Raw genomic sequence first — 14,134 nt, forward strand, 5'->3', positions numbered from 1 at the left:
TACATGGGTTTGATCGCTGGCATCAGCAATAGAGTTAATCGAAAGATTCACACAATGCTTGCTTGATTCTAACCCCTGGGAGATCAGGGTTTGGTCGGGGTAGTACTGACGGCTGTCTTTTGCTGTCTTGGCAGTTAAAGCGTTCTGGAGCCATTGAGCAAAATTTCCCCCTTTGATGTTAATAAACTGACTAACCGATAACCCCTCCAAGCTGTCTCCAGGGTCATACCCCAGCAATTTCTTGGCACTTTCATTGGTAGCGATAATCTTACCGGTTTTATCGGTGGAAATAACCCCATTACTGAGGCTGCGCAGCATATCCCGCTGAATTTGTTCCTGCTGTTTGATGGTGGCAAACAGTTTCGCTCGCTGTATGGCTACCCCAGCTTGAATATTGAAGGCTTTCATGTATTCTTCATCAATCCGATTAAAACTTGCTTGCCAGCATTCCGGAGCTTCAGGCCAATCATTCGGATTGTAAGGATCATTATCACCGGTCTTTTTCTTGTTGACTAGCTGGGTTACACCTATTAACTCTTGATTGGAGTTATACACTGGCATACACAACAGGCTACAGGTGCGATAACCAGATTCCTGATCAACTTTTTTAGAATTGTCAGAATTGGGATGATCATATAGGTCAAAAGGAATATTTAGAGCTTCACCGCTTTGAGCTACCTTGCCGGCAAAGCCAACCCCCATTAGGATCCGGATTTCTTGGGAGGAACCATCCGCTTGGGGAATTTGCGCCCACAGTTCATTACGCTCTCGGTCAATTAGCCACAGGGTACTACGGTCGGCTTTCATCAGCGTTTTCGCCTCATCCATCACCCGCGTGAGGGTTTCTTGTAGATCTAAACTGCTGAGATTGAGGGATTCTGTAGCTTTGATCAGTGCTGTTGCTGCTCTTTGTCTCTGGGTAGCTCCGTACAACGACTTGGAAGATTCTAGAACCAGCCGCATCGAAGGGGCAAAATTCTTAAACAGTTTTTGATCTTCCTCAGTAAAGCCCTGTCGGTCAATTTTATCGTTTAAGGAAGCGTTCTGTGTATAGGAATTTTTGACCTTATTGAGTAATTGGACTACGGCAACTAAATCTCCCTGTCGATTCAACAGGGGCAATGCTAGCAGGGTATAGGTGCGATATCCAGTTTTTTTGTCAGACTTTTTGGCAGTGTTAGAACGAGGGTCATCATAAAAATCGTAGGGAACGTTAACCACCCGTTTGAAAGTAGCTACTTCACCAACAATGCCCTGATCAGCTGGAAATCGCAGTTCTCCTAAGGTGTTGTTTCCCTCTCCCTTTGCCACTACCGACCAAAGTTCCTTCTTGTCTTCATCCAGAAAAAATATTGTTACTCGGTCGGCCTTCATTAACTCTGCCGTCTTGATAGTAATCGCCGTCAAAATCTCCAGGAGAACCTTCTCAAAATCTTGGTTTTCCAGTAGAGCTTCCAGCATCGACAGGGTTTGATTGACGATGTGGAGTGAGCTTTCTACATCTGGGACTACTTGTTTTAAACTTTCCCGGTTTAAAAGTGCCAGGAAGTTAGATATCATTTGTCCCGCCGCAACTAGCGAACCTGCTGCTGAGGAATTTGCCTCAGATATGCTCCCCTTTTCCACCTGATTTGAATTGTGTTGATAAACAGATGCAGCTACCATAGAATTATCCTGCGCTAAAGCTTTTGTTTGGCTGAAGCGATCTAATGATGGCGTCTTTTTGATACTTATTGACTCTTAGATTGATACTTATTGACTCGTCAGAGCCAGTTAACCGAATTGATCTGGGTTTAAGGCTAATCTGTTGATTACCTAGATAGCACCTTCTCTGCTGGCCCGGAGAGTAGATTTTTTCTGATTGAGAGTTAAATATGGCCTGACTGGATTATTATAGTGCATTCTAGATTAATTTGTCAGTAGCTTAATTAATCAATTGCGATCCAACTATTAAACTAATGCATCACAACCTCACAAGTTTTAACATTTAGCTGTTTGGCCTGGCGTTGCTTAATAATGGAATGATTTTAAGAGTTTTGTAGAATAGGCATCTTGCCTGTTCGGCGATCTTTTGGGGCGGGCAGGATGCCCACTCTACTCCTATTCATTCAAAGACTGACGCAACGCCTTTGGCCTTAGTCCTGTCTTCCCACTGTGCATGTCTTACGCCAGCTAGCAGCTTGGGACAACAAGGAAGCCGCAAAATTCATAGCGTCTTGAGCCGACTGTCCACCAGCTAACTGAGCGATTTCTTCCTGCCGCTTTTGGGGATGATTCAGGAGGCTAATCCTTACTACAGTTCGAAGCTCGGGCATTCCAGATTCCGGGATTTGGGTAACTACTTGAGTACTGCCAGACCGGTTACCTTGAGGGGAAGATGGTTGTTTCAAAATGCTAGAAATCGGTTGAGCAATCACCTGTTTATCCACCCTAAAATGTTGGTCTGCCATCGCAGCAATTAACGGTTGGTGAGTCACACAAAGAACTTGGTGGCGTTGACTGAGTTGGTAGAGTCGTTCTGCGATCGCTCCTGCTACCCGACCAGACACCCCAGCATCAATTTCATCAAAAATTAAGGTTGTTCCTGGCTGGTTACTGCTGGAAAAACAGGCTTTCAGTGCCAGTAAAAATCGACTCATCTCTCCACCGGAAGCCGTCTTAGCAAGAGGTTGCAAGGGTTCTCCGGGGTTGGGAGAGAAGTAAAAGGTGACTTGATCGGCACCAGCTGCCGTGGGGACAATGGGGCTGATTTCCACTGTAAATTTTACCTTCTCCATAGCCAAGGGCTTTAACTGGTTAACCAGCTGTTTTTCCAGTTCTGACCCAGCCCTATACCGCAATTTGGTCAGTTGATCACATTCATCGGTCACGTTTGACTTCCTCAAGGCATAATTTCTCTCTAACTCTTCTAGAGATGCACCTTCACTGCCTAATTCTTCTAGTTCTGCCTGTAGGGTCTCATAGTGAGCGATTGCCTTAGCAAGGGTTGGTCCATATTTGCGGCAAATTTGTTTGAGAACCCCAATTCTTTCCTCCACCACTTGAAGACGTTCCGGATCAGTCTCTAGTCCATCTCCATAGGCATTAATCTGATGGGCAGCTTCCGCCACTTGAGCCAATGCTCCACTGACTAGGTCTAGCAGAGGTTGCAATTGACTATCATAGTCTACCATATCCTGCAAGGTACTTTCCGCTTGACCCAATAAGTCAGCACTTGCTTTTGTCCCGTGATCATTATGGTAAAGTGCTTGATAGACTTGGTAACTCCTCTGCTGGAGTTCCACCACATGGTTCAGACGCTGGTGTTCAAGTTCTAGCTGTTCGAGTTCGTCAGGAGCGGTAAGGTTGGCACCACTGAGGTCTTGAATTTGATACTCCAACCAATCTAGACGTTGTAGGAGTTCTTGCTGAGACTTTTGCTGTGTTTCTAGAGCTTTCTTGGCCTCTTGACAAGCCATGTAGGCAGATGCCACTCGATCTCGCTGCTGGATCACAGAGGAACCGCCGTAAAGGTCGAGTAGCCCTCGTTGGCGTGCTGGCATAATAAGCTGTATTGTTTGACCCTGAGCAGTAATTTCTACCAAGCGCTCACGCAGTCCCTCCATCAGTTGCCGATTGACTATCGTGCCATTGACCCGAGAACGCGATCGCATGCCTTTTTCTGTTGCGGTAATCTCCCGGCTACAGACCAAATCCGCTTCATCAAGTAAGTCAATCTCTTGCTCACTCAACCAAGCAATCAAGGGGTTATCTACCGAGAATGTTGCTTCTACCAAAGCCCGTTTAGTCCCTGTGCGAAGCCGATTGGTGACTTTTCCCCCCAGGGCAATGTCAATGGCATCCAAAATAATGGACTTACCCGCACCGGTTTCCCCAGTCAATACATTTAGACCAGCACCGAATTCCACTTCTAGGTGGTCAATTAAGGCAAAGTTGTGAATTCGCAAATAAAGTAACATTGAGCAAAATTCACTGTTGGGAAAATTGTGATCTTAAACACATTTGGTAACAATTTAGGAAAAGTCACACCCTAATACCCAATTGAAGTCTAAGGGTTAACTCTAGTAATCGTTGACCGTTCACCATTAACCATATCGTCAATTGTCCACTAAAAATCAGTATTCTTACCCAGGAATGGGTTATTCCACCATTGTGGTATGAAGATTGCCGAACCTTTATTAAGTTTTAATGATATCCCCCTTTTGTTACAATAGTTTACAGAATCGCTTCTGTTGGTCCGTCGGAAATATCTTCTTATGAATCCTAAAACAGTTTCCCCAACTTCTCATCAAGCACTAGACTCAGAGGCTGATGCGGACAAGTCATTGGTGCCAGTGTCGGGCAGCAATAGCTCAGTTGAGGAAGAGTTGAGCTCGACAACGGGATCCTCTGTCTTGGAAACAGACAAACCACGCTACGACCCGTCGGCGATCGCAGCCCAGTACCAGAGGGCATACCTGCTAATTCTACGGCGGTCTTTCACCATTATCTGGTCATTCATATCGTTTGCTCTCGGTCTGTGGTGGGATCGGTTTCGCGGTCGGGATGTTACCGAGAACCGAGCCAGAGCGATTCAACTGCGGGAAATTTTAACCGATCTAGGACCAGCTTACATTAAAATCGGACAAGCTCTTTCCACACGACCGGATTTAGTCCCACAAGTTTTCTTGGATGAGTTGACGCTGCTACAAGACCAACTCCCACCTTTTGAGAATGAGGTGGCTTATAAATTTATCGAGGAAGAATTAGGCGATCGCCCGGAAAATATTTTCGCTGAACTGACTGAAAAGCCTGTGGCAGCGGCTTCCTTAGGACAGGTCTATAAGGGCAAACTTAAAACTGGCGAAACTGTTGCGGTCAAGGTACAACGACCAGGATTGGCACATAAAATTACGCTTGATCTATACATTATACGCCTTGTTGCACAGTGGGTACAAACCAATGTCAAGCGGGTGCGCAGTGACTTGGTTGCCATCATGGATGAGTTTGGTGCCCGTATCTTTGAAGAGATGGACTATCAGCATGAAGGGCGCAATGCTGAACGCTTTGCCAAGCTTTACGGGAAACTACCGGAAATTTATGTTCCCCGAATTTACTGGGACTACACTGGGCGTCGTGTCCTGACTATGGAATGGATAACGGGTAGTAAGCTGACGGATATGGAGAAAATCAAGGCTCAAGGCATTGATGCCAAGCACTTGATTGAAGTTGGGGTAAACTGTTCCTTGCGACAGCTACTGGAATACGGATTCTTTCACGCTGACCCTCACCCTGGAAACCTGTTAGCTACCTCTGACGGCAAGCTGGCTTATATTGACTTTGGGATGATGAGCCAAGTCAAGACGTATCAGCGCTATGGTTTGATTGAAGCTGTTGTCCATTTGGTCAATCGTGACTTTTCTGGTTTGGCCAATGACTACGTGAAGTTGGAGTTTTTGACCCCAGAGACAGACTTGACACCAATTATTCCTGCCCTAGCCAAGGTTTTTAACAACGCCTTAGGAGCTAGTGTGGCAGAACTCAACTTCAAGAGTATCACTGACCAGTTATCAGCTTTGATGTATGAGTATCCCTTCCGGGTACCCGCTTACTATGCTCTGATTATTCGCTCCCTCGTGACCTTAGAAGGGATTGCCATTAATGTTGAGCCAGATTTCAAAGTACTCAGTAAAGCCTATCCTTATGTAGCCAAGCGCCTATTGACGGATTCATCACCAGAATTACGGGCATCCTTGAGGGATTTACTGTTCAAGGATGAGGGTTTCCGTTGGAACCGTCTGGAAAACCTGTTGCGTAATGCTGGAAATTCTCCAGATTATGATATCAACCAAGTCTTAGATCAGACCCTAGACTTTATTTTTTCAGAGCGAGGAGCTTTCATTCGGGAGCACTTGGTCAATGAGATTGTCAAGGCTATCGATAGCTTTGGAAGGCGGACATTGGATAACGTCAGTTATGCCTTGCAGGAACGTCTAGGCTTAGAAATAAATAATCAAGATAATCAAGACAAGAAGCCAGAAGATAAACCCGAAAGTACTGAGAATATCCAACGGATTTGGCAAATTTTACAAGACACTCCTGGTTTTGACCTAATGCAATTGTTGCCAGTTATTCCTCAAGTGTTCCTAAAACAGGAGACCCAGGAAATGGGACAAAAAATTGCTGGTGGTTTGGCACAGCGAGTGATTGCTCGGATGATTCGGGAGGCTTTACTCCAGGATAATCCCGACAATGACACCCTTAACGGTCATGGGCAGGGGTCAAACCCTAACTTGGTTTTGCCCCCTGCTGCTGCGATGCGATAGATTACAGCAATTTTATTTTGTAATGCGGTTGTCAGGTTGAAGGTTGTTCGCGTAGCGTGGCCAATAGGCCAAGGTTGAAGGTTGTTCGCGTAGCGTGGCCAATAGGCCAAGGTTAAAGGTTGAAGGTTGTTCGCGTAGCGTGGCCAATAGGCCAAGGTTGAAGGTTAAAGGTTGAAAATTTAAAGTTGAAGGTTGAAGGTTGAAGGTTGTTCGCGTAGCGTGGCCAATAGGCCAAGGTTGAAGGTTAAAGGTTAACCGGTTGAAGGTTAAAGGTTACAGGTTACAGGTGACGCGGTTACAGGTTACAGGTTACAGGTTATTAAACTGTGAACTACCCCGGCCTACTTCGTTGAGGCCGGGGCTTCCAGTTTCACGGAAGAATGCCTCAACTTGGACGGGCGTCCACGTCTTGGTCTTACTTCTTCTCCACTGGCGTTGACCTCCCCCGTTCCAGAGGAGGATAGCATTCTGATACCTTCTGCTCTAATGTTCTTTGCTGCATTACCATCTCTGTCGTGGTGAGTGCCACAGCTTGGGCAAGTCCAAGTCCTTACGTCTAACGGCAACTCTTTGATTCGGTAATGACAATTAGAACAGGTTTTAGAACTGGGGAACCACCGATCTATCTCGACCAATACTTTTCCTTCTTTTTCGCATTTATAAGACAGGAAATTTACAAAAGTCCCCCAACTCAGATCAGATATTGCTTTAGCTAATTTATGGTTACGTTCGCGAAGCGTGCGCGTAGCGCACAGCATGCCCTTGACATTTAGATTTTCGACTACCACTACCTGGTTCTGATCTACGATTTTACTAGATAGCTTATGCAAGTAGTCTTGGCGGACATTTCCAATACGTTCATATACCTTTGCTACAATCTTTCTAGCTTTCCTACTTCCACTACTCCCTTTTTTCTTTCGGACAGTAATACGTTGTTTTTTGGCTAATTTCTTTTCGTATTTAGCCAAATGCTTAGGATTGCCAAATTTAGAGGTCTTTTCGCCGTCGTAGGTAATAGCAAAATCCTTGATGCCCAAGTCAATTCCGATCACTTTCCCGTCTGTCGATGGTTTCGGATCATCAGACTCGTATTCCATTAGGACGGAAGCATAGTATTTGCCAGAAGGGTCTTTGCTGACTGTTACAGTTTTGATTGTCCCATCTAGTGGTCGGTGAATTACTGCCTTGACAACTCCTAATTTTCCAGGAAACTTAAGGTAGTCACCCACTTGCTTGACCTTTTGGGGGTACTGAATTGATTGGCGGTGATGATATGACTTGAATCTAGGATATTTTGCCCTACCTTGGCCTTTGGCCACGCTACGCGAACAAAAAAGTTCTGATATGCACGACTAAGGTTAAGACTCACAGATTGTAAGACCTGGGAGTAACATTCTTTTAGCCATTCAGTCTCTTTTTCTTTCTTGAGTTTCGGCAACATAGAATTAAGTGCAGATTGCTTTAGCCCTTTGCCAGTTTCTTTATAAGTCTCTATGCACTGATTCAGTGCATAATTCCACCACCAGCGAGCACATCCAAAATGCTGAGCTAATATTTGAACCTGCTCTTGTGTTGGATAGATTCTGACTTTGACGGCTTTATGTTTCACTGCACTTACCTTCGTTATCGACCTTAGTTAATATTATATATATTTTCCAGTAACGTGTCAAGTCACTGTTTCGCTATCCATCCCCACCCTGGAAGAGGGTGGGGAATTCCGCGAGTCTTGTTAAAACTTTCAACCAAACAACCTTGGCCTATTGGCCACGCGATCGCTCGACTGCGGGACGAAGTCCATCGCGTTCAACCTGACAACCAAACAACCTTCAACCAAACAACCTTCAACCAAACAACCTTGGCCTATTGGCCACGCGATCGCTCGACTGCGGGACGAAGTCCATCGCGTTCAACCAAACAACCAAACAACCAAACAACCAAACAACCTTAAACCATCCAACCTTGGCCTATTGGCCACGCTACGCGAACAACCTTCAACCATCCAACCTTCAACCATCCAACCTTAAACCTTCAACCATTCAACCTTCAACCTGACAACCTGACAACCTGACAACCTAAATCTGGCCAACAAATCCGGAATCTGGCAACTTCAGGACGTAGGTTACAGTATGACTAAGAGGGATTCATCTAGTTTAAACCTATGTCTAAACTACAAGAAGCATTGCAATTCATCGAGAAAATTGAAAGTGAGAACCCTGGTAAATCCGCTTATGAAATTGTTAATCATTTGCGTGGGTACACTAAGAAGGAATATACTAGTAGGTTATGGAGTACAGCTACGGGGTATCACCAAGAGTATATTCGAGATGAATTTGAGGGAAAACTCAATATCAATGAATTAGTATTAAGTGGTGAAATTACTGACTTTGGCCATTTTATCGGTTCCCTTTCTGATCAAATTGATCAGCCTGGATTCCAATGGTCAGATTTCACTAGTTGGACTGGTGACCATACTTCATGGGCTGGAGATATTGGTTCGGCTATTGTGGCCTATCGAGACCCCAATGACAACATAGATGTTAACAGTGTCGAAGAAGCTTTGGATAGGTTAGCCAGAGATTCTGATTATACTGCGGATATTGCAGCTTACGTGGTAGGGAAGATGATTAACTCTGGTAAGCAATCTTCTATTACTCAGGCGATTTATCAGTATAATTCCAAGTCCTACTCAGAAAACGTTAGGACGTTTATTAAAAAGCGCTTTGGTGCAGTTATTGAAGAGGATAAACTTAAGAATCCGGCTGGACTTGATTCAAAAATGCGTAGCGCTATTTCTACCTATATTCAGTTTTCTTCAGCCTATGAATCCTTAAAGTCTCTCAAGGATTTAGCTAAATTACCTCTAAATTTAGGATCAGAAGATAACTCTATACCTAATAGTGTGGATATTTTTAAAGGTTCCCAACATTTTATCAAGCATATAGTAAAGTATGGAAACTTAGATAGTTTTAAATTCAAGCCATACCAAATACCTGGGATGTCTTGGCTAGGAACCGTGAACTATGAAGTTAGAGTAACTGGCTGACTTAACTAGTTAATTAGTGTTAAATCGGGAATCGGGAATCGGGAATCGGGAATCGGGAATATCAAGTCAGGTCGAATACCCATAATTACAGGGAGGGTGGGAAGTGTGGGGAGATGGGGAGATGGGGAGATGGGGAGATGGGGAGATGGGGGAAATTTTTATTAAGGGTAATTATAGCGACATGATATAAGAAGTATTTTTGGGGATTAAGAGTATTTTTAAATATATTTTTTATCATAGTTTTACTAAATTATAAATACTTCTAGGGTAAAACTGCTAAAGCCCGATTTATCATAGTGGCGAGTGCCTCGTTGCAATAAAGTCTGGTTAACCAGCCAATCCACTGCCACAAAAAACGCTTTTCCACTCTCTACCTGTGCCGGACAACTGATTGAAATACCGTTAGTAAAGTGTAACCTCAGGTAATCTTCAGGTAAATCGTCTAAGGGTTGCCATGAGGTTACTATTGGGGCTGAAATTTGCCAGTCCGGGGTTATTGTTTGGACTGTTCCTTGCCAGTCGCTACTAATTTGATGGGCGGGAGGTAGAGTAGCCACATTCACGAAATGTCCTAGGTGTTCCGGAAAGACAGTAAAGCGTTTCAAGCTGCCACTTTCATCGTATTTGGCAATCGCAGTAGCACGACTATTTTCATACCTTAAACATATATCGGAAAAAAACGTAGAGCCAGATTTTACTGTGGTGGAACCCCAGGAAAAGCCGTTGTCTAAAAACAAGCCAGTTGTGATAGGTTGTTTGTAGGGCCCAAAGGTTTTTGTTTCTGTCTTGCCATTAGCATAAGTATAGTGATTTTGGTGATGTATTTCACGACAATCTGCTGTGGGACGAAAGCTTCTAATACAGCGCCAAGATTCTATGACGTCTCCTGCCCTCGAGTATCTAGTCCAAATCCCATACAAGTCTCCTGAATAATATTGACAGAACTTCTTCCAATTTTGAAGTTTTCGATCCATAGGTTTATTCTATAAAATACAATAGGGAATAGGGAATAGGGAATAGGGAATAGGGAATAGGGAATAGGGAATAGGGAAGTATAAAATGCTAAAACAGTGTATATTATTGATTACTATTTAACGTTAAGCACGATAACTCACCCGATGAATTATAATCAACTAGCAGTTGTTGTCTAATGTCAGGATTAACTTGCCAATCTCCAATCACAACGAAAGACATTCCTGGTTTCAGTTTGGGCGGGTAACTTAATGATATCCCATCTGGATAATAAAAGGTTTGATGGTCTGGATATTCCCAAGCTAAACGAGTTGGTGTTGGCTGAGATAGTTGGGTGACTGGGGTAAGGGTAATTGCTAATCCTTTTTCCCCATTAATTATATCTCGATGGGGGATTAACTCTGGGTTAAGTGTCCAATGATCACAGGGCTTTTGCAAATCCTCCTCTCGGACACTGACTGTTTTAATTAATTCTCCATCTGAGTTATACACTACTAGCAGAGTATGGCGTAATTCTTGATATCTAAACCAGAACTCTACTGCAAATAACTCCCCTGGTTCAAATCGATTGACCGTCCAAATAGCCGAGCCTTGATCAAACATATACATAAAGGATGCTTGAGCGGTTTGATCAGCTAAACCATTGATTAAACTATTGGGAGTATTCTGGTAAACCTTCTCCTCTTCAGTTCCATTGTCATACATATATACGTTAGTTTGGATAATGTGAGTTTGTTCAGCATCAATAATAGAGCATCGACTACCTACAAAGGATTCTATCACTTCACCTTCAGGGGAATAAATTGTCCAAGACCCATACCAATTCCGTAAATGATGGGTGATAAAATTAGTCCAGTTATGCTGCTTTAACTGTTCAAATGTCTGATTCATGGGGATTGTGTGAAGTTTTATTACAAAAATAAATAAGTTTCATAAATTGGGGAATGCTTAACTGAAGCTAACCTAATTTTGGTCTAGACATAAAAATAGTTTGATATCAGATATCCGTTTTTTTTACTGTTTTATTAAATTGCTTCTATAATGGTTTGTAATTTGAAGGTTTACTGGCTTGAATCTGGACAAATTAGCGTAGATTAAACGGTAATTATAAAAGGGTTATAGATAATTGTAAAGACTTACTATACTAAACTAGTATTTAAAACAATTTCAAATATAGCTATACCAGTATTTTCACCTCACCATCCTAAACTAACGGTCAATAATGGCCAAAACTATTACTAAGCAAAAATTTTGGCCATCCTAGGTCGAAATTTACCATAACAGGTACCGAATAGCCATAAATAACTGTTCCAGATCAGGTATAGCGGTGTGCAGATAAGAAATCTCCAGGACTTGCGAAGCAAGTCCTGGAGATTTCTTATACAGTTAGATGGGGATTCGGACCCGACCTAACTCTAACCGTCTTACAGACGGCCGGGATTCTACCTCACGGATGTCGTTACAGGAATTCTGAATTCTTAATTCTGAACTCCTGTAACTCCTTTTTTGTTGATGTCTCTGCTGGGAAAAGCCAGAAGACTCTATCGCAAATCTTTACAGGTCTGGAGATTTGTCTACAGAGCTGATTGCCTCTTTAAGGACTTTCTCTTCACAAAAGTTCCAACTCCCATAGCGAGACTTAATACTAATGGAGTGGATGTGGGTTCAGGAACGTGGACTGGATTGAGATTTATGTTGTTGAACTCGCTGAGTTCAGCATTTGCAAGAATATCAACTCCAGACTGAAGTTTTCGTTCACCTCTAACAAAAAACGGAAACATTAGTGATGTATTGAGAGTAAGGTGGGCACCATTGCGAGTAGGTATTTCTGTACCGGGGAATGGGCGTGGTGCTTGAACATCAATATCAAAGTCCACATTCTCTGCTATAAAGCTGCGATTAGCACTGCTGAGTCCCAATGCGTGTCCAATTTCGTGCTTGGCAATCGAGAGCAAGTCGAATCGACCAATTGCATCACCAACTGGATCAGTGTAGACGCGCCCAATGTTGATGTCTCCTCCTCCTAGTTGTGTTGTTGTTGTCTCAGTAAACGTCTGATACTCTTCGTTTTGATCAGGGGTAGGATCCAGAAACCACAAGCTGGAGCCATCATTGTCGAAGCGAATGGTGCCCTCTGTCTCGCGGTTGGGTGTGCCCTCTTGTGCGACGAGATTGTGAACTCCCAAGGTACCGCCGCCCAGTGGTGCCCATCCAAAGTTAAGCGTTAAGTCAAAATCATCCAGGATGGCTCTTTCCCACCACTCAGCAGCAGCATTGAAAATGTCTACCAAGTTGCCTCCCCCTACGGCATTTTCTGGAGCTGCTCCTGCTCTAAAGTTTGGTGTGATGCTTAAGGCATCTTCCGAGCTTCCTTCTGCGCTCAAAACGTCACTGAAGTTAAAATCCTCGGTATTCCAATCAGTTCCTGATTCTATGAAGTGACGATGAATGGTTATAGCCCTAGCTTTCGGCACAGTTACCGAAAGTGTAACTAGTGAACCCAGCGTTGCAAGTGTGAGTGAATTGATGAATCGTATCGTTAGATTGTTCGTCATTTGAATACTTCTAAAAATCAATAGATTCAAGCTAAGCAGGCTATTTTCAGTGCGACTGCTAAGGCACATTAGTATGGATAAGAACTCCCAAGATATTATAACTTATCTTGGTACAATTTGATTTTTTTAAATTTTAATTGCCAATTGGTTATCAAGAGCTATGACCACATAATATTAAGTGATCATTAATATTATTTGCCGAAACTTATCAATAGCTACTCAAATTTTATGGTGGTTTTACTGCAAAAAAAAATCGTATGTAATGAATCTAACAAATATCAAGAGGCTTTACAAGCTCAAAAGCGTATGTTTATAGAAGCTTTTATTAGTTGCTCAGATAAAATACGGATGCACAAAACTAGATCATTAAGTATTAATTTAATGTGAAGGTTAAGCAACATTGTGAAGGTTAAGCAACATTACACTCCTGGGGTATAAGGGAGTGAGCGCCCATCGCATACTGGTAACAGAAAGCATTATTTAGGAGCGTTCAGATCGCTCTTAGTGTTGCGTGGTGTAGATAGTCCTTTTTAGCACACTTTATTTCTCTGAAGGAGAAACTTGTTATGACAGCTGGGATGAATTCAGATCCCCCCAGAGGTCAAAACCTCGCCAGCACCATCGTGCTGGTAGTGGCTTGGCTTTTGGGGAATATCTGGGCACTGCAATGGCTATTTGAGTCATTTAAGTACGCATCACTGCTAAATCTGATGCTAATCGGTATTGTGCTCATGGCTTGTTTGGTACAGCTATGGCGCGATCGCTTAATTATAACTGTGTCAGCAACTCCCACCTTAAGACTCTATCCCCTGTTGCTAATGTTAGGGTCTGGGATTAGTGCGATCGCATTCAGATGGTTGGTGTATATCCCACAACTCAACTTACTCCTATTCCTACTGGGTAGCTACGGGTTATGGGGCTTGTTTATCCCACCATCCCTTTGGCGTAAAGGGTTAGCTGCTGCAATTTTAGCTAAACCGCGAGAAGCCCCGCACTTTACCTGCGGAGGGTAAGTGTCGCATGGGAAGCGCGGGGCAAGGGTCGGAACGTCGAAATGCCAATGTGATATATTAAAAATGGTAGGGAAAATAAATTAAGAGCTAATCGCCACCTACCAACTGAAAATAGAACTTTTTTTGTATTGTTCCGGCGGGTCGGGGCATCCCGGAGACGAAACCTTAGAATAGGGTTTGAAGTTACCGTAAGGAGAGGGTCGCCTTAATCAAACAGTTTTAACCCTTTACCCATAACCGACTAAC

General features: G+C 43.4%; 11 protein-coding genes and 1 pseudogene. 4 read left to right on the forward strand and 8 right to left on the reverse strand.

Features of this window, described 5'->3' with window-relative positions:
* A partial coding sequence (locus F6J94_RS19025; protein ID WP_293043389.1) for a GAF domain-containing protein occupies positions 1-1,665 on the reverse strand: 1,665 nt, incomplete at its 3' end.
* A gap of 470 nt (positions 1,666-2,135) precedes the next feature.
* The gene (recN, locus tag F6J94_RS19030) at positions 2,136-3,959 is read right to left on the reverse strand and encodes a DNA repair protein RecN (protein ID WP_293029518.1); all 1,824 of its coding nucleotides are present in this window, start codon (positions 3,957-3,959) and stop codon (positions 2,136-2,138) included.
* A 297-nt stretch (positions 3,960-4,256) separates the two neighbouring features.
* Here recN and F6J94_RS19035 point away from each other — a divergent pair, with 297 nt between their 5' ends.
* Entirely contained in the window at positions 4,257-6,305 is a 2,049-nt protein-coding gene (locus tag F6J94_RS19035) for an AarF/ABC1/UbiB kinase family protein (RefSeq protein WP_293043391.1), read from the forward strand.
* A gap of 12 nt (positions 6,306-6,317) precedes the next feature.
* Here F6J94_RS19035 and F6J94_RS19040 read toward each other — a convergent pair whose 3' ends face one another.
* The 3 genes and pseudogenes from F6J94_RS19040 to F6J94_RS19050 form a co-directional block, all read right to left on the reverse strand.
* The gene (locus tag F6J94_RS19040; RefSeq protein ID WP_293043393.1) at positions 6,318-6,452 is read right to left on the reverse strand and encodes a hypothetical protein; all 135 of its coding nucleotides are present in this window, start codon (positions 6,450-6,452) and stop codon (positions 6,318-6,320) included.
* Positions 6,418-6,540 carry a hypothetical protein gene (locus F6J94_RS19045; protein WP_293043395.1) on the reverse strand — a complete coding sequence of 41 codons (123 nt, stop codon included), beginning with the start codon at positions 6,538-6,540 and terminating at the stop codon, positions 6,418-6,420. The genes F6J94_RS19040 and F6J94_RS19045 overlap by 35 nt, the downstream gene beginning before the upstream one ends.
* Before the next feature lie 106 nt (positions 6,541-6,646).
* Positions 6,647-7,914 (reverse strand): annotated as a pseudogene (locus F6J94_RS19050) (RNA-guided endonuclease InsQ/TnpB family protein).
* Positions 7,915-8,031: 117 nt separating this feature from the next.
* Between F6J94_RS19050 and F6J94_RS19055 the strand changes: the two are divergent.
* Positions 8,032-8,253, forward strand: coding sequence for a hypothetical protein (locus tag F6J94_RS19055; RefSeq protein WP_293043397.1), 222 nt, complete (start codon positions 8,032-8,034; stop codon positions 8,251-8,253).
* 210 nt (positions 8,254-8,463) lie between these two features.
* Positions 8,464-9,348: a hypothetical protein gene (locus F6J94_RS19060; protein ID WP_293029506.1), complete on the forward strand. Its 885-nt coding sequence runs from the start codon at positions 8,464-8,466 to the stop codon at positions 9,346-9,348.
* 245 nt (positions 9,349-9,593) lie between these two features.
* Here F6J94_RS19060 and F6J94_RS19065 read toward each other — a convergent pair whose 3' ends face one another.
* The 3 genes from F6J94_RS19065 to F6J94_RS19075 all read right to left on the reverse strand — a co-directional run bounded on the left by F6J94_RS19065 (position 9,594) and on the right by F6J94_RS19075 (position 12,794).
* Positions 9,594-10,322, reverse strand: a complete 729-nt coding sequence (locus tag F6J94_RS19065; protein ID WP_293043399.1) for a DUF3598 family protein — start codon at positions 10,320-10,322, stop codon at positions 9,594-9,596.
* Between the two features lie 103 nt (positions 10,323-10,425).
* Positions 10,426-11,211: a DUF3598 family protein gene (locus F6J94_RS19070; RefSeq protein WP_293043401.1), complete on the reverse strand. Its 786-nt coding sequence runs from the start codon at positions 11,209-11,211 to the stop codon at positions 10,426-10,428.
* Between the two features lie 683 nt (positions 11,212-11,894).
* On the reverse strand, positions 11,895-12,794 hold the full coding sequence (locus tag F6J94_RS19075; RefSeq protein WP_293043403.1) for a matrixin family metalloprotease: 900 nt from the start codon (positions 12,792-12,794) through the stop codon (positions 11,895-11,897).
* A 647-nt stretch (positions 12,795-13,441) separates the two neighbouring features.
* Here F6J94_RS19075 and F6J94_RS19080 point away from each other — a divergent pair.
* On the forward strand, positions 13,442-13,888 hold the full coding sequence (locus tag F6J94_RS19080; RefSeq protein ID WP_293030169.1) for a hypothetical protein: 447 nt from the start codon (positions 13,442-13,444) through the stop codon (positions 13,886-13,888).
* Positions 13,889-14,134 lie beyond the last annotated feature (246 nt).

Source organism: Moorena sp. SIO1F2 (genome assembly GCF_010672755.1).
GTDB lineage: Bacteria > Cyanobacteriota > Cyanobacteriia > Cyanobacteriales > Coleofasciculaceae > Moorena.

Coding starts and splice junctions, on each gene's coding strand:
- recN (WP_293029518.1), bottom strand. CDS start 3,959: ATGTTACTTTATTTGCGAATTCACAACTTTGCCTTAATTGACCACCTA.
- F6J94_RS19035 (WP_293043391.1), top strand. CDS start 4,257: ATGAATCCTAAAACAGTTTCCCCAACTTCTCATCAAGCACTAGACTCA.
- F6J94_RS19060 (WP_293029506.1), top strand. CDS start 8,464: ATGTCTAAACTACAAGAAGCATTGCAATTCATCGAGAAAATTGAAAGT.
- F6J94_RS19065 (WP_293043399.1), bottom strand. CDS start 10,322: ATGGATCGAAAACTTCAAAATTGGAAGAAGTTCTGTCAATATTATTCA.
- F6J94_RS19070 (WP_293043401.1), bottom strand. CDS start 11,211: ATGAATCAGACATTTGAACAGTTAAAGCAGCATAACTGGACTAATTTT.
- F6J94_RS19080 (WP_293030169.1), top strand. CDS start 13,442: ATGACAGCTGGGATGAATTCAGATCCCCCCAGAGGTCAAAACCTCGCC.